Below are 18,758 nucleotides of genomic sequence, written 5' to 3'. Positions count from 1 at the left end.
ATGTTGGCATTACATCCGTACCCGCCAACACCGTTGTCAAAGAAGCATCGCTGTACCAGGTGAACACAGGGTTCGTTACCGTACTGCTGCTTGCGCTCAGGCTGAAGGTATCACCCTCGCAGATCGTTCCGCCTGTGGATTCTATATCCGCCGCCGTTCCTTTACGGTCCACAACCACCGTCACTTCTTTCGCGTCGCCAGCATTGTTCTCACAGACTCCGTCCCCGCTTACCGTTACATAGTAGGTGGTCGTTGATGCTGGCATTACATCTGTACTGCCCAATACCGTTGTCAGAGAAGCATCGCTGTACCAGGTGAACACAGGATTCGTTACCGTACTGCTGCTCGCGCTCAGGCTGAAGGTATCTCCCTCGCAGATCGTTCCGCCTGTGGATTCTATATCCGCCGCCGTGCCTTTGCGGTCTACTGTAACAGTTACCACTTTCGCGTCCCCTGCATTGTTCTCGCAGACTCCGTCGCCGCTTACCGTTACATAGTAGGTAGTCGTTGATGTTGGCATTACATCCGTACCCGCCAACACCGTTGTCAAAGAAGCATCGCTGTACCAGGTGAACACAGGGTTCGTTACCGTACTGCTGCTTGCGCTCAGGCTGAAGGTATCACCCTCGCAGATCGTCCCGCCTGTGGATTCTATATCCGCCGCCGTGCCTTTGCGGTCCACCGTAACAGTTACCGCTTTCGCATCTCCTGCATTGTTCTCACAGACTCCGTCGCCGCTTACCGTTACATAGTAGGTCGTCGTTGCTGCTGGCATTACATCCGTACTGCCCAATACCGTTGTCAGAGAGGCATCGCTGTACCAGATGAATACAGGGTTCGTTACCGTACTGCTGCTCGCGCTCAGGCTGAAGGTATCGCCCTCGCAGATCGTCCCGCCTGTGGATTCTATATCCGCCGCCATGCCTTTGCGGTCTACTGTAACAGTTACCGCTTTCGCGTCTCCTGCATTGTTCTCACATACTCCGTCGCCGCTTACCGTTACATAGTAGGTCGTCGTTGATGTTGGCATCACATCTGTACCACTCAATACCGTTGTCAGAGTGGCATCGCTGTACCAGGTGAACACAGGGTTCGTTACCGTACTGCTGCTCGCGCTCAGGCTGAAGGTATCGCCCTCGCAGATCGTCCCGCCTGTGGCTTCTATATCCGCTGCCGTGCCTTTGCGGTCCACCGTCACTGATATTTCAGCTCTGTCCGTTCCGATACATCCGCCCGATCCTCTTACCTCTACCCAATAGCTCGCATCAGTGCTTACATTGGAGACCGTGATCATATTGCCGCTTACAGATATTCCTGAAGTGATGGCCGTGCCACCTGTTGCTGAACTGAATACATGGTAGCTCAGCCCACCTCCTCCGTTGGTCACTTCAAATACCGCATCATTTCCTGTTCCGCAAAGCGTAATGTCAGCTTCCGCGAAAGTCGGATCGGGAAGACTGTTGGAAATCTGGACAGTGACTGCTTTGCCCATCAGGTTCTCACAGACTCCGTCGCCGCTTACCGTTACATAATATTGTTTATCGGCTCCGTCAGCAAGTCCTGTTATCGTCAGTTCTCCAGAACCAGACAGGTTCAGCGTGGCCGTTCCGTCCGTATCACCGTCTGAAACAGGACGGGTCTTGGCGGCATCATAATACCAGGTGAACACGGATGAGCTAATCCCACTTGTTGGGCTCAGCACCACAGGCACCCCTACACACTGGGTCACCAAATCATCCAGATTAATATCTCCATCTACCGCTTTGCGGTCCACAACCACCGTCACTTCTTTCGCGTCGCCTGCATTGTTCTCGCAGACTCCGTCGCCGCTTACCGTTACATAGTAGGTAGTCGTTGCTGTTGGCATTACATCAGTACCAGTCAACACCGTCGTCAGAGAGGCATCGCTGTACCAGGTGAACACAGGGTTCGTTACCGTACTGCTGCTTGCACTCAGGCTGAAGGTATCGCCCTCGCAGATCGTCCCGCCTGTGGATTCAATATCCGCCGCCGTGCCTTTGCGGTCTACCGTAACAGTTACCGCTTTCGCGTCTCCTGCATTGTTCTCGCAGACTCCGTCGCCGCTTACCGTTACATAGTAGGTGGTCGTTGATGTAGGCATCACATCTGTACCACTCAATACCGTTGTCAGAGTGGCATCGCTGTACCAGGTGAACACAGGGTTCGTTACCGTACTGCTGCTCGCGCTCAGGCTGAAGGTATCGCCCTCGCAGATCGTTCCGCCTATGGATTCTATATCTGCGGCTGTTCCCTTACGGTCCACAACCACCGTCACTTCTTTCGCGTCGCCTGCATTGTTCTCGCAGACTCCGTCGCCGCTTACCGTTACATAGTAGGTCGTCGTTGCTGTTGGCATTACATCCGTACCAGTCAATACCGTTGTCAGAGTGGCATCGCTGTACCAGGTGAATACAGGGTTCGTTACCGTACTGCTGCTTGCACTCAGGCTGAAGGTATCACCTTCACAGATCGTCCCGCCAGTGGATTCTATATCCGCCGCCGTTCCTTTGCGGTCCACCGTAACAGTTACCGCTTTCGCGTCTCCGGCATTGTTCTCACAGACTCCGTCGCCGCTTACCGTTACATAGTAGGTAGTCGTTGCTGCTGGCATTACATCAGTACTGCCCAATACCGTTGTCAGAGTGGCATCGCTGTACCAGGTGAACACAGGGTTCGTTACCGTACTGCTGCTTGCACTCAGGCTGAAGGTATCACCTTCACAGATCGTTCCGCCTGTGGATTCTATATCCGCCGCCGTGCCTTTACGGTCCACAACCACCGTCACTTCTTTCGCGTCTCCGGCATTGTTCTCGCAGACTCCGTCGCCGCTTACCGTTACATAGTAGGTAGTCGTTGCTGCTGGCATTACATCAGTACTGCCCAATACCGTTGTCAGAGAAGCATCGCTGTACCAGGTGAATACAGGGTTGCCCACCGTACTGCTGCTCGCACTCAGGCTGAAGGTATCGCCTTCGCAGATCGTTCCGCCTGTGGATTCTATATCCGCCGCCGTGCCTTTACGGTCCACAACCACCGTCACTTCTTTCGCGTCGCCAGCATTGTTCTCACAGACTCCGTCACCGCTTACCGTTACATAGTAGGTGGTCGTTGATGCTGGCATTACATCTGTACTGCCCAATACCGTTGTCAGAGAAGCATCGCTGTACCAGGTGAACACAGGGTTCGTTACCGTACTGCTGCTCGCACTCAGGCTGAAGGTATCGCCTGCGCAGATCGTTCCTCCAGTGGCTTCTATATCCGCGGCAGTTCCCTTACGGTCCACAACCACCGTCACTTCTTTCGCGTCGCCGCCATTGTTCTCACATACTCCGTCACCGCTTACCGTTACATAGTAGGTGCTCGTTGATGTCGGCATTACATCCGTACTGCCCAATACCGTTGTCAGAGAAGCATCGCTGTACCAGGTGAATACAGGGTTGCCCACCGTACTGCTGCTTGCACTCAGGCTGAAGGTATCTCCTTCGCAGATCGTTCCGCCTGTGGATTCTATATCCGCGGCCGTGCCTTTGCGGTCCACAACCACCGTCACTTCTTTCGCGTCCCCTGCATTGTTCTCACATACTCCGTCACCGCTTACTGTTACATAGTAGGTGGTCGTTGCTGTTGGCATTACATCTGTACTGCCCAATACCGTCGTCAGAGCGGCATCGCTGTACCAGGTGAACACAGGGTTGCCCACCGTACTGCTGCTCGCACTCAGGCTGAAGGTATCGCCCTCGCAGATCGTTCCGCCTGTGGATTCTATATCCGCCGCCGTTCCTTTGCGGTCTACTGTAACAGTCACTTCAAGCAGGTCTCCTGCTAAGTTTTCACAACCGTTATCACCAACTACACTTAAATAATAGTTATAAGGATTGTTCGCTCCGGTCAATCCTGAAATTGACAAAACACCGGAGGCATCAATAGCATAGCTGATGTCTCCATCCACGTCCCCATCAGAAATTGCCTGTGTCTTATCCATATCAAGGTACCAACGGAAAACTCCGCCAGTTCCGACAAGGCTGCTGCCGGAAGAAACCGAAGGGGTCAATACAACCGGAATTCCTTCACATATAGGATTTTCATTACCGCTAACCTCTACATCTGCTTGGGTAGGAGTTTCATTCACCTTGACTGTCACAGGAATTCGCTCGGGATTCTCACAGCCTCCCCTCACCAGAGCCAAATAATAGGTTGATACCCCCACTGTATTCAATACCTCCGTAGTGTAGGTATTGCCTTCTTCCAATAGGGTTCCTCCCACTGGCATATCATACCATCTCAAAACTGTACCCGCAGCAGGAGTTGCTGAGAGTATCGCAGCCTCACCTTTACAAACTTCAACATCATCACTGATTGCTGACGGACCGGGAAAGCTGATCTGGGCTTGATAAATCCTCCATCCACTATTGAGGACACCCAACAGTGGTCTATAGGTTACACGAACTCGGTCAAAATTACCACCGGCAACGAAGACAACTTCAGCCTTATCTGACGATCCGCCCAACAACCTTAATTTCAAGATATTGCCATCCACTATTCCTCCATCACTATTGGAAGTCGCACCATTATAGGTAGTGAAGCGCAGGCCACTCAACAGGTCAAGATCGATCAGCGATCCTCCAGTTCCAATGGTTACCCTTACAGTATCTCCTGCTGCTCCGCCAGAAGCAAAAATCAGGTCCTGCCATACCCCGCCAGTTGCTGTTACAGGAGCGACAAATCTTGCAAAAGTATTCTCATTCCCATCGACTGCATTGTTGGCATTTTCCACACCACAAAGAATACATATGGCTTCGGTACCATTCGTTTGGGCATTGGCTACTGAGCAATCTTCAAGCACATTTGCTGGGTTTACAGTTACCGTTACTGCTGCGCGGCTTGCCGACACACAAGCTGTAGTTGTGTTTCTCGCTTCTGCATAATAAGTGTAGGTCCCCTGACCAAGCACCCCGGTATTGTAAGTGCTTCCTGTTGCCAGTTCATTCCCTGAGGCATCATACCACACAATCTCTACATCCGCTGGGGCAGGGTTTCCTGCCGAAGCCGTCAAGAGTGTTCCGAATCCTTCAGACAATTGGACATCGCCCGAAACTTCCGGTACATCAGGAAGATCGTTCACCAAAACACTTACCATTTTTCCTGTTCCGGATCCGTTTTCACACACACCATCTCCTTCTACCGAAACATAATACGCTGTCGAAGCGGCAGGACTCACATTATAAGATGCCCCTTCAAATAAAAGATTGCTCAAGCCTGCATCACTGTACCACCTGAATATAGGATTGGACACCGTTGTGCTGCTAGCTGTCAGGACCACAGACTCTCCCATGCAAATCGATGCATCTGAAATGGAAATGTCCGAATCTGTTGCCTCAGGATAAACCGACACCTCAACTCTGCCTCTGGTTGTTCCGACACATCCGCCGGCCCCCCTCACCTCAATCCAATAGCTTGCATCCGCATTCACATTGGAGATTGTGATCATATTGCCGCTGACTGACACACCTGCTGTGATGGCCGTGCCCCCTGATTCTGAATCAAATACATGGTAGCTCAAGCCGCCTGCATCATTGGTCACTTCAAATACCGCGTCATTTCCTGTTCCACAAAGCGTAAGGTTCGCTTCTGTAAAGGTAGGCTCAGGCAAATTATTAGAAATCTGAACATTTACTGCTTTGCCCGTCAGGTTCTCGCAAACAACGTCTCCGCTTACTGTTACATAATATAGTTTATCAGCACCATCGGCGAGCCCACTTATCGTCAGTTCTCCAGATCCAGACAGGTTCAGCGTAGCCGTTCCATCCACATCACCGTCCAATACCGGATTGGTTTTGGCTTCATCATAATACCAGGTGAACACAGGTGAGGTAATACTGCTCGTAGGACTCAGCACTACGGGTGCCCCAACACATTGGGTCACCAAATCATCCAGATTAATATCCCCGTCTACAGCATTCCTGTTGATTGTAAAATTGACGGGAACAGGGTCTGAAGTACAATATCCAGGGGCAGCAACTTCTACATAATAAGTGTAAGCACCTTCCGTCAATCCATTCAGATTAATAGAAGCGGAAGTTTCTCCTGAAATCAGTTCCGGTGTCCCTGTGTTGTCAGCATACCATTGATACGTCACTCCTGCTGGAGCTCCTGAAACCAAACTGGCTTCCAATGTCACTGGATCAACAGCGCAAAAAGTATTTTCATTGGCTCCGTTTATAAGAATTTCTTCCAGCAAAGAGGAGGAAGACTCCAATACACGGATCTCTATCGGACGTCTCTCAATACCCTCCTCGCAGCCAAATCTTACCACTTGTAAATAAACAGTTAGCGTGGTTCCACCTGTCCATGATGCGATGTCGCTTACGGTAATTTCTGTACCTCCTGATGCATTGGAGTAAAGCTTGATCTGATCACAAGTGGCATCCGGTAAATCAATGAGATCTCCAGGGCAAATTTCAATATAGTCTACTCCCGCTGTATCATCGTAATCTTCTCCATCCAACTCTTTTAGAGGTACCAGTTCTACCTCATAAATCCTGAGATCATCCAAGGCCTCCACTATTCCTCCGGAAAGGAATTTCAACCTGTCAAAGGGTAAATCATTAATAAAGGTCAAGGCCTGCTCCGTGCCACTTCCCAGCAGGTTCAATTCAAGTATGGAAGACCCTGCTTCGAGAGGCTCCCCTACTTTTCTATCCCCCAAATACCTTTGAATGGTATACCCCTCGAGTAATGTCAGGTCTATCAGCTCTACAGAGCTTCCCACTTTAATGGCTACGGAGTCTCCCGCAATGGCAGGAGCGGAGAATGTAATATCCAGCTTGCTACTGATATTGACACCTACCGCATTGTTTAAGCTGGCGTAGGTATTCAAATCCCCATCTACCGCATAGCTAGGATTGCTTACCGAGGTCAAACCTGAAGCAACATCCAAACCGCCAATAATGGACTCAAATCCTGTCTGAATGTCTAAGGCTCCAAAAGAACAACTTGCCAAAGTTGCTGCGGTCTCATGATAATAAGCACCATATACCCTAACATTCTGAACAGCATTTACCAGGGAAGCAAGCGAAATCTTCACTCCGTTATAAGCGACGGGCACGCCACTGGCATCCACAGGTATAAAAGTATAGGTGAATTCATTTACGCCGTTCACTGCAGAAACCAAATTCCCGTCAGCTACTTGCCGTATTCCTATCAACTCATCCCCATCTATCGGGTTTCCATCCAGTGCTTGAACAAAAATTCCGCTGGAAACTCCAGCTACGCCATATTCCCGGCCTAGCTTGATTGTCACCGGTGTACCCGCAGGAACCATGGTATTCCACCTGATGGTTTGGGAGGTTTCCCCTGTCAAACCCAATAAACTTGTTCCAACCGTTTCGGACAGTAGGGAATAGCCACTCATATCGCTTCCCGCGGCCAAATTAGGATTGGTCACAGCACCTAACTGTAAACCCAACAGGCTACTTACGGTAAAATCATCTGCGCTGGTGGAATACCTCCTTTCATATACCAGAGGACAGTCAGCCGGATCAAAAACATTGACTACTACATCTATAAAATTGGTACAGGTGGTACCAGTAGCTGAAACCCTGTAGGTATAGCGGCCTCCGTTGGTGAATGGTCCCGCTACATTTGGTGAGCCAAAAGGAGCTCCTCCCAGTGCTGACCAGGAAGTAATGACCGGACTCCCATCTTCATTGACTGCTGTGGCGCCAGGCAGGGTCACGGATTCTCCCACTGCCACATTATAGACCGCTGCGCCATTGAGAGAAATCAAAGGGTTAGGGTTAATATCCACGGTAACAGGGACACGTATGGATTCCTCCGGACAGCCAGTCCTTTGGGCGCCGGCGTAATAGGTGACCTTTGATCCAACTTGACCAATATTAAAAGAAGCTCCCGTATGTACTAAGTTGCCGCCTGTAGGCGCATCATACCAATAGACTTGGTCTCCGCTGGCCACGGTGGCATTCAATATTACGTTGGTTCCGGAGCAAACCAGCATATTTTGTTCGCTGTCCACTCCGCTGATGGTGGGACGCTTGGGGGTTCTTTTTACCTCATGGATCCTTAAACTTTCAGAAGTCCCCAAATTAAGCAAAGTGCTGACCTCGATCTCAAGACGATCAAAAGCAGCACCCGGCGTCATGGTAAAAGTTACGGGATTACCATCGGCCAGTAATCCCAGCAGGTCCAATTGAACGATCCCCAGCAATTCACTGCCGAGGCTTTCTATATCTTGACGTCCTACTTCTACCGTCCCTGCATAAGCAACTAAATCAATATTATTAAGCAAATTCACATCTAAAACCCCAGGATCAGCGCTTAAAGTGACCTCCAGCTCATCTGTGCTCTGTCCAAGACCATCAAAGAAAAAATGCTGTTCCAGAATCCCCGCAAGGCTCAATACTCCCGGACTCAAAGTAGCATAGGTGCTTTCATCATTGTCTATAGCCAGATGGAGATCATCAGCTGCAGCACCTCCTAAATCCAATAAATCCAGGTCTATTCCGCTAACATCATATGAAGTCCCCACCGGATTGCCACAAATGCTTGCTGATTGGTAAGTAAAAGCATTGAACACGTCCAGATTGACTTCTGCTCCTAGGCCCAACAATGAAAGGGATCCATTTTCTATATAGATCCTGTCGTAATCCTGTTGTGGAGTTATAGCAATATAATATTTTCCGTCAGGGCCTACGATCACACGAGCCCTGCTTACATTAAAGCCCTGCACCGAGTTGCGCGAATAAATGTCCGTAGCACCGTTTCTGGCAATCACCTCAAATTCCTGCCTTCCCAGTGCAACCAATCCCAACACATCTCCTAAGAGCTCTCCCAAGCTGCCTCCCAGCAGCAAGCCAAAAATATCCCCACTGCCATCCACTCGGATAAAGGTGGTGGTATTGGCCGGCTGTACGCTGGGGTATTTGAGTTCCAGCTCCCCATTATAGGCACCCAGACCGACAGCAATGCCGGGACTCGCCAATAACCTGGCAAAGTTCTCATCATCTACTGTGGCATGGTTCGGATTTTCAACTGTCTCCTTATCATAAGGAGGAAAATCCAAGAGCCCTGCAGGGACATTGGGACTTGAGTAAGTCACTTCATCTGCCAACGATTTGGTTCCTTGTCCAAAGGATGCCAGTGGTCCCACCAACAGCAAAAAGGACAAAACCAAAAAGTAGCCATGCTTTTTCGGTTCAGTAAAAATTGATCCCATAAATCAAAATCATTTAATAATTGGTTTAGATCTTATGCTTTATAATCTTTGGAGAAATATTACCCCGGTAAAATCACTTCTCAGGAAATAGCTAAACATCAAAATCCCTAACGTCACGGCACTACCTTACAAAACAAGAATAGCATTATCCAAAAAAGTTTTTAGAGTATTTTAAGATTATTTTATAGTATAAAAAGCCCACCTAATTAGGTTGTTCATTTACAAAACAAAACCATAAAACACCCAAAAACTTTAATTCAACTTAAAAACAGGACGTTAACCATGTTTTATGAGACAAAATTAAACCCATAAAAAGACAATAAATATTAAAAATAATTATATGAAATGAGACAAACCATATTTGTAATCTTAACAGCATTTTCTGTCATAAAAAATCATAAGTTGGCACAAAACCTGCCAATTTTGAAGAGAACTTACCAGTTTAAAAAGCGGTTTCTTTTAGTTACTTCAAAAAAAAAGCTACCCATGAAAAACAAGGGTAGCTTTTATCATTAACTGCGTTAAAAATTATGGGTTTTGAGTCAATCCCTCATGCACCAGCAATTGTGCTTCCGGTAGGTACTCAATGATTGCATTATCCGTAGGAGCTACAGTAAATACTGGGCTGTTGCCCGCCAGATGGGTACCAGGATACCTTCTATCCATGGTCCTGTTATTTCTGAACACATCGATTTTCCTATGCCCTTCAAAAGCCAGCTCCAGCTGTCTTTCTTCAAGCACCACATCCATCACCGACTTACCGCCCAGATTAGCAGACGTGTAAAGTCCCACTTCAGGAATACCTGCCCTTTCTCTGAGGATATTTACATCCTGAAGAGCCAGTGCATCATTCCCTAACTTGGCATTGGCCTCTGCACGGTTGAGGTACATTTCCGCCAATCTTGAGATAACAGGTGACCAAAGGTGCACCTGGTCCTCCTGACCGGAGCATTTCAGCACATAATACTTCGGATAGCCATTCCTTACATCCAATTTCTTATCGATCAAGGCTCTTTTATTTCCTTCTGCAGTCTCCACATAATAGCGGTATCCTCCATGCCCATTATCCTCCTTGATCAGGATCTTTGTCTGACCGTTTTCAGTATAGCTGTACTCATCCCCATTCAGGGTCACTTCCTTCCAGTGGTATTTGTTGGCATTGTCCACATAAAGTGCCCAGGTAACCTCCTCGTCAACTACCTTTGGCTGAATAAACCCGTAACGCTGATCCTCAGGATACTCTCTGACCAACTCCAAATACTTGCGGGAAGCATACATTTCCCCCCATCCGGTTCCTTGGATATTGGCATATAATGAACCTACAGTATACCAACCATTATACTCATAATCGGCATCTGGAATGAACTTAACGGCAAAGATCGTTTCTGGATTCGACTCTGGAGCCATTTTGGTATAGTCTGCCAGTTTTTCGGTAGCCACCAAATTAAATTTCCCAGAATCAATTACTTTATCAGCAAACTCGATGGCTTTTGAATTTTCTCCTTGATAAAGATAAAATCTTGACAAAAGCGCCCAGGCCGCTTCTTTACTGGCATAAGCGTTGCTCTTCTCCTCTGTAAAAAGCTCTACTGCTTTCAGCAAGTCAGCCTCAACCTGGTCATACACTTCTCCGACAGTAGATCTTATCGGGTGGTTCAAGTGATCTCCGTCCAACTTCAATGGTACCCCTTCATTGTCCCTTCCTTGCACATAGGGTCTTCCGAAAATATTGACCAACTGAAAATGCATCAATGCGCGGATATAGTAATTTTCCGCCAGCAGCTGGTCATTGGCATCCGAAACGCCCTCTTCAAGGGCCTCGATCGTCTTATTTGCCCCTACCACAATCTGATAAGAGCTTCTCCAAAAACCTCCTACCCTGGATCCATTGGGAATTCTTTGATAATTATAGGTAAAGAACAAGGGATCAGTAGTAGTACCGCTCAGGGCAAGGTTATCGGTAGGGTACTCAAACAGTCTGTGCCAATTATCACTCCAGGACTTCATCCTACTGTAAGTCCCCAAAGTAACCGACTGGGCACTGGTTTCCGAACTCGCCAAGTCATCAGATGTAATGGAGTCATAGGGAGTTCTATCTATATTACAGGCAGAAAGGATCAATACAGTTAACCCAATCCAATAGTTATTTTTCAGATATTTCATAATCATATACGGTTGAGGTTAGAATGAAAGATTTACACCAAATGTTATCCTTTTTGGCAATGGATAAGGAGATGAATTGTCTCCATTCACGGCAGCTTCCGGATCAAGGCCTGAATAATCAGTAAGGGTAAACAGGTTGTCCGCAGACAAATAGGCACTTACCCCGCCAAGCTTCCAAGCATCCGTCAAATAAGTGGGTAAAGTATATCCCAAGGTCACGTTTCTCATTCTGATGTAGCTCGCATCTTCCAAATACCTGGATGAGGTCTTGTGCGCATTATTATTACCACCAAACACCGGCTGTGGATGCGTGGCATTTGGATTCTCCGGAGACCATCTCGACCATTCATCCTTTAATCTCATAAAATTGTAGGTAGGATAAGCTCCATCACTGTCAAACATCTCCCGGGCATAATGGTACACCATTGCCCCCTTTGAATAGGCCAGGGTAGCATTCAGGTAAAACCCTTTGTAATTCAAATAGGAACTCAATCCGCCGAAGAAATCAGGTGTACGGGCACCTACTTTCTGCAAAGTGGCTGCTGAATAACTTCCCGTCGTGCTTACCTCTCCGGTGTTTGGATCAACAACTTCCCACAGCGGGGTACCGTCCTCTGGATTGACACCTGCCCATTTTCTCATATACCAGGTGTCTATGTTTTCACCTTCCTCGATAATGTTCTGGCCGGTAACCTGTCTTCTACCTTCATACAGTTCCGTGATTTCATTCACATTTCTACCAATATTGAAATCTAGTCTCCAGTTAAATCCTGTAGCCGATTGCAGTACATCAGCTCCAAGTGTAAATTCTATACCGCTGTTGCGGACACCCCCGATATTATCATAATATCCGTCATAACCGGAAATATTGGGAAGAGGCACAAAATGCAGCAAGCCACTGGTGCTCTTATTATAAAGCTCCAAAACCCCGTCCATTCGGTTCCAAAGACCAAATTCTACCCCAATATTGCTGTCATAGGTCTTTTCCCAGGTCAGGTTATCATTGCCCAGTGAAGTAGGCACAGCAGCAGGGTCTCCATTGTATTGGGCGTCCAATGAATAGAGCTCATATTGAGGATACAACGAGGATGGTGTATTCCCTACTCCGCCATAAGCCGCCTTCAATCTCAAATAATCCAGCGACTTGCTGTTGAAGAATTCTTCCCTGTGAATATTCCATGAACCACTGATGGCAAAGAAATTTCCGTATTTCTCATTCGAACCAAACCTTGACGCCCCATCCCTTCTAAATGAGACCTGAGCGTTGTATTTGCTTTTGTATCCGTAGTTCGCATTGAACAAATACGACTGAAAGGCATAATCATTTTTTGTCCCGTTGATGGTCGTAGGCTCCGAAGTACTTCCGATGATACTGGCACCGGGAACAATCCCCTTGCCCGTAGCGCTCAAATCATTATAGCCATAATCGCTAAACTCATAGGCCACCAAAGCATTGATAAAATGATCGTCAATAGTTTTGGTATAGGAAAGCATCTGGTTGGTAAAACGGGTGATCCTTTTGGCCATGCTATTGGAAATCCGTCCATTATCTGCCAATCCACCATTGGATCTTGGATCTGTATAACTCAAGCCTTCCGAGTTATAGTAGGTCACATTATTGGTGGATATAAAGGACAGGTTATCGGTAATATCGTATTGGAAATCCAGGTTGGCCAAAATATTAAACGTGGCATCGTCACTGTAATTCCACTGCAGATCATAAAGGTAATTTCTATTATCCCTTCCGTACCAAGTCACATCACCGCTTTGAGGGTTGACCGGCCTGCCATCAGCTCCATAAGGATTGTCCCAGGGAAGATTCCTGTACAAATCATAGATGCTGTGCTGCCGATCATCCGTGGTGGTATAAGTAGCGGCCAATTTGGGCTTTAAAGTCAAACGCTCCGAAACGTCATAGTCGACATTAAACCTACCAGACAAACGCTCATAGGTATAGCCTTTGACAGAGCCTTCTTCTTTGAAATAATTACCCGTAGCATATATCCTGGCTTTGCCTGAAGTCCCACTATAAGAAAGGTTATAATCCTGCACGGTTCCTGCTTGGGTACCGACATCCAACCAATCCGTATTGCTATTTAAAAGATCTTCTCCATAATAATCAGGAACAGCGCTTTGGTTGGGGAACTGCCCCCACAAACCATAAAGATCTTGGGAGTCGGAAATCTTAAACCCTCCGGTATTGAAAATAGACACCCCCGTTTTTGCACTCACATTAAACGAACTTACATCCGCTCCTTTGGCTGACTTGGTGGTAACCACTACTACTCCATTGGCTCCTCTTGAACCATACAGGGCCGCGGAAGCTGCATCTTTGAGGACAGATATACTCTCCACATCTGCAGGGTTAAGGTTTGGCGTTCCATGCCAGATCACACCATCCACAACCCAAATAGGATCTACAGATGAACGGATGGAGTTTTTACCTCTGATTCTAATGGTAGGCAAAGCCCCAGGAGTACCTGAAGAAGTGACAATATCCACCCCGGCCATCTTGCCTTGGAGCATATTCCCTATATTGGGAGAAGTCACGTCCTTCAGCTTGTCACCGTCCACCACGGCGATGGAACCGGTGAGGTTTTCCCTCTTTTGGCTGGTATAACCGGTCACGACCACTTCTTCAAGGCCTTGGGCATCTTCCTCCAGTACCACTTCCAGCACATTGGAACCGGCAACGGACACTTCCTTGCTGGCAAAACCAATGAACGAAACCTGCAGAACGGCATCCTCTGCAATACCCTGAAGGGAAAAAGTCCCGTCCAAGTCAGTCACGGTGCCTTTGGTAGTCCCTTTCACCAAGATACTCACCCCTAAAAGAGGCTCTCCGGTAATATCTATTACTTTTCCCGTTACATCTTTCAGGAGGACTGACTGCTCGGCCACTTTCTCCTCTACGGGCGCACTGACATGAACGGTCTTGTTTACCTGCCTGAAACTGAAGCCATATTCCCTCCCCAGTTTCTTAAGAACAGCTTCCAGGCTTTCATTTTGGGCTGAAACGCTCACCTTTTTGGCCTCAAGCCGGTCGTTATAGGTAAAATGAAAGCCGGTCTTTTGTTCGATTTCTTCCAAAACCGTTTTGAAAGGCTCTTCCACAAACTGAACAGACAAAATCTTCTTGTCCATATCGTTCTGAAAAGTCAAATCATTATAAGCATACTGATTTGCTTTCAATGGGGATGCGGCAATCAGTAGGGACAAACTCCATACGGTCACCAAACCCAATCTCAATAGTATTTTTTTCATCATAGCTGTATAAATTTTATGATTGGTAGTACTTGTTTACATAAACCGGATAAGTTATCCGGACCGAATCGCCTAATGCATTAATCTCTTTTCTCAATGGGTTCATACTCTTTGGGTCTTGTTTAAATTGGGTTTATGATTAGTATATTGTCACTTGTTTGTTTTCAATCTTATATTTAAAGCCTTCGGAATAGGACAAGCCTGCCAGGACGTTGTCCAGAATTTCGTTGTCGTATCTTCCGTTCAGCCCTCCTTTAAAGTGAACTCCCTCACTCACAGTAATTTTCACATCGTACCATTCCTCCAGCGTCCTAAACACTTTTCTAAAGTCCGTATTGTTAAACTTGATGATCCCATCTTTCCAACCGGCAGTCTCTTCTGGGTCAAATTCCTGTTTCACCATTTCTCCCCTCTCCTTGGAATAAGTGATCATCTGCAAGGGATTGAGAAACTCATATTTCCCATCAGCCGAGCTTACCTGGACCTTCCCCGTCAAGAGGGCTACATTTTGTACCGCTAGATCCGGGCGGCTATTGACATCGAAGGAAGTCCCCAAAACTTTCACATGAAGGTCTCCTGCCTGTACGATGAAAGGCACCTTTTCATTTCTTTGCACGTCAAAAAATGCCTGCCCAACCAAGCTAACCTCTCGGAGGGTATCTGAAAATTGTGCGGGAAAAACGATCTTACTGTTGGCATTAAGCTTAACAAGGGAACCATCAGGCAAATGGAAGGTCATTTTAGTACCCGCTTTGCTGGATTTGGTGACCCAAGCTACTTTTTCCTCCACCACTGCCTCTTCTACCGGTGCCAGGTAATAGCTCATCGCCCCAAGAAAAAATGCAACAAACACCACGATAGCTGCTACCCTGTTGCCCAGGAACAATTGTACCCAACCGGACTTTCTTTCCAATGTCCCCAGTCCGGACTTGTTGTCCTGATGCCGCTGAATGACCCGCTGCAAAATCCGCTCACTGGCCTCTTTTTCCATCGCAAACTCAGAAGTCCTGAAGGAAAGAGCCGTTTCCTTTGCCCTTTTTAGCATTTGGGATTTATCGGGATGATCGCTCATCCATTGCGTCCAATAGCGGTCCGACTCTTCATTTGGCGCAATGATCCATTGCATGAAGAATTCATTCAATAAAAAGTCCTGTTCTCTCTTAGGGTCAAATTGCATTGGGCAAAATCTTCTCTATTAAGTTTCTATTAATAAAGAGACAAGCCATTATTAAACAACCACCAATTGAAAATATTTTTTTTCAAAAAATTACTTTTTAAACAACTTAAAGTTTCGTTATATAAATAATTAGGTGCTCTATGGAATGGTATTTTTGCTATCCCTCCAGCTTGCCAGAAGTACTATGTAAATTGAACCTAAACCTCAATTATAATGGTATAGGGGTTAGCCCTCGACACAATGTGAGACACAATATATAACCTGAAAATTCGTGCTAATTCGTATAATTCGTGGATCCGCTTCTTAAAATCCTTGCCCCAATTTCAAATAAGCCTAAAAATAGGGGACCAACTTCAAATCACCCAAAGAGACACACAGCAAACAAAAGGCTGAGCAAGGTTCTTTTAAAAGGGCTCAGTTTCTCAGAGAGTTTACCCAGGATACGGTAAAGCATGGTCCTGACGGTTTTGGCATTGGCCATTCCCAACATATCCGCTATTTCTGCATAGCTCAGGTTTTCAAAAAACCTTAAATTCAGCATTTCCCGTTGACGGACGGTAAGCCCATTGCAGGCTTCTTTGATCAGGCCTTTCTGCTGTTTGCTGAGCATCGCATCCATGGTAAAGTAATCCTCATCAAGCAAAAAATAAAAACCTTCTCCATCACCGTTTTCCTCCACATATTTCCGCTCACGCTTGATCAGCCGCATTAAAATCCTCCTGAAACTGGAAAACAAATAGAACTTGACAGACTGAGCCACACCAAGCTTTTCCCTGTTATCCACCAGTTTAAAAAACACATCCTGCACAGCATCTTGGATCAACATTTCGTTGGAGGTAAACTGCCTACCGTAACTGAACAGCTTGTCGGAATACGCCCTGTAAATTTTTGCCAATGCAGCATCACTTCCCCTCAAAAAGGAAATCCAGAGGTCTGATTCCGAAGCTTGGCTCTGTGCTACGTTGGATGGGGACAGCCCTTTTGAAGAAAAGGACTGCTGTTGATTCAACAAGGGCATTTGATTTTGTTTTAGTTGAATTAACAATTAATTGCCATAAATGTAATGAAATTTATTTTCGTATCAATTTCTTTTAACATAAAACTAATCAAAACCTTATTAAACAGAGCGTTAATACTTATGTACAAAACTATATGGTCAGTTGTTTTTCAGCGATAACTGTGAAACATTTAGAGATTGATTTGATTTAAACACAGAAGGACTTAAGGTCATTAAGGGCCTTTCAAGTGCCTTAATGTTGAAAAACAGCTTTTATTCGATTTAAAAAATAGAGAAATAACAAGAAAGGGCTGCCTTTTGGCAACCCTTTTCTTCTTTAAAGTCAACAGTTTTAAAGTGAGCAATGAATATTTTGTTGTCCCTTCATCCCGCATAGCTATCGGGATGAGGGACAACTTGATTTTAGCCCAAGGCCTGCCCAGCCCAACTCGGTCGGGGGATCAAAGCTCCATAATTAAAGCGCTGAACCCTAATTCAATGATCCCGAACTATCAGTTAACCAGTTCAACGATGCAACAGCTCAAGCTAAATTTCCCCAACACCTTCAATACGATCCATTTTCAACAGCCCTTTTAAGGCAAAGCCGAAAAATCTATTTCAGGCTTATGGCCGTTTGCAGGACGGTCATGCATACTGTTGAGCGTTTCCATTTCATTAAAGAAGCCTCCATTTCTCAGGAAGAACTTACCGTCTTCCTCTCCACCGGCGTAATCCACCCGGTATTCCCTTCTTGCAATATCATCACCCGTGAATTTGGCCTCGGTCAGCTCTATCCAGTTCCCCTCGGTATCCATCGCCCATTGGTTGGTATAAAATGCCTTACGGCCTTTGTAACCTTGTCTATCGATAAAGTTTTCCAAAAACGAATGCGGACGCTTGTACCAGGTATCTGTCTGGGGGCGTAGAAAACTGGCGATCAACTGCCATTCCCCTTTCTCAGGGGCATAAAAATAGGCGGTATAAATGGTATTGCCTTTTCCATCAGGCTCCACGGCATTGAGGAACTTATAGGTATTTCCCGTAATCCAGTTATACCTCATAAAACTCTGACCACCGGATCCTTCATTTCCAAACTCCCCAGTGTTCACACTTCCCCCCTTTTTCAACAGCTTGATTTTTTGATCCTCGGGTATTTCATTGGGATTATCTGTGTGGAAAGGACTCCAAACGGAAAAAAGCACCCTTCTTTCTGTATCAGAATTGGCTTGTATGCCGAAATAGCCTTCTCCAAAGCCATTGGCCATGTAATAAGACCCATTGGGATCTTCCCCTTCAGGTACCGTGATTTCATTATAAAACCACTTGATGTCTTTATCTTCTGGCAAAGTATAGCTTAAATGCACCGAAGGACCTCTCCTGCCCCAATAAAAGCGGTTACTTTCATTATCCTTTACATAGGTAAGATTGGCCTCGGCCTCCGTCCGTACCAGGAGGGACTGAATGGACGGGAATGCTGCTCCCTCTTTGGAAATGCCCTGAACATCTACTTTGACGTACCCTTCCGGCAGGTCAAAAACACCTACACTTAATGTATCACCCCCACTGGCGGCCACCGCCACGACCTCTTCTTTCCCTCCAACCGTCACTTTCAGTTCGCTGCCTGCAGTCCTACTGTCCAGTATCAGCTGCAATAATGCCTGCTGCGCCTGCTCGGTTTTAAAATAGGTACTCAATACGGCCTCTTCTGCAGTCCAGTCTTTGATCCCTCCCTTTCCTACTTGAGCTCCCTCTTCAGCCGAGGTCAAATAGGTATTCCCTCCTACAGGAATGACAGTTGGGGACTGAAAATCCGCTTCAGTGTAGTCCATATTGTCGTTATTGCAGGCCATCAGGCCTGACAATAACGACACAGTCAATAAACTTTTTAATCTCATTTCTCTACT

The 18,758-nt window shown here is 46.7% G+C and carries 6 protein-coding genes; all 6 read right to left on the bottom strand.

Annotated elements, in window-relative coordinates; all coding sequences use genetic code 11:
• Positions 1-9,253, bottom strand: a 9,253-nt coding sequence (locus tag ACYVAA_RS10610) for an Ig-like domain-containing protein (RefSeq protein ID WP_460541362.1), incomplete at its 3' end; no start/stop codon positions are given.
• Positions 9,254-9,781: 528 nt separating this feature from the next.
• Positions 9,782-11,416: a RagB/SusD family nutrient uptake outer membrane protein gene (locus tag ACYVAA_RS10605; protein WP_460541360.1), complete on the bottom strand. Its 1,635-nt coding sequence runs from the start codon at positions 11,414-11,416 to the stop codon at positions 9,782-9,784.
• 18 nt (positions 11,417-11,434) lie between these two features.
• Positions 11,435-14,683: a SusC/RagA family TonB-linked outer membrane protein gene (locus ACYVAA_RS10600; protein WP_460541358.1), complete on the bottom strand. Its 3,249-nt coding sequence runs from the start codon at positions 14,681-14,683 to the stop codon at positions 11,435-11,437.
• 136 nt (positions 14,684-14,819) lie between these two features.
• The gene (locus ACYVAA_RS10595) at positions 14,820-15,857 is read right to left on the bottom strand and encodes a FecR family protein (RefSeq protein WP_460541356.1); all 1,038 of its coding nucleotides are present in this window, start codon (positions 15,855-15,857) and stop codon (positions 14,820-14,822) included.
• Between the two features lie 358 nt (positions 15,858-16,215).
• Positions 16,216-16,875: an RNA polymerase sigma factor gene (locus ACYVAA_RS10590; protein ID WP_460541354.1), complete on the bottom strand. Its 660-nt coding sequence runs from the start codon at positions 16,873-16,875 to the stop codon at positions 16,216-16,218.
• Positions 16,876-17,447: 572 nt separating this feature from the next.
• Entirely contained in the window at positions 17,448-18,749 is a 1,302-nt protein-coding gene (locus ACYVAA_RS10585; RefSeq protein WP_460541352.1) for a DUF3472 domain-containing protein, read from the bottom strand.
• Between the last annotated feature and the right edge of the window lie 9 nt (positions 18,750-18,758).

The organism is Echinicola sediminis (assembly GCF_054777495.1).
Note: the sequence above shows the minus strand (reverse complement) of the source record. Positions and strands in the feature narration are given on the sequence as shown.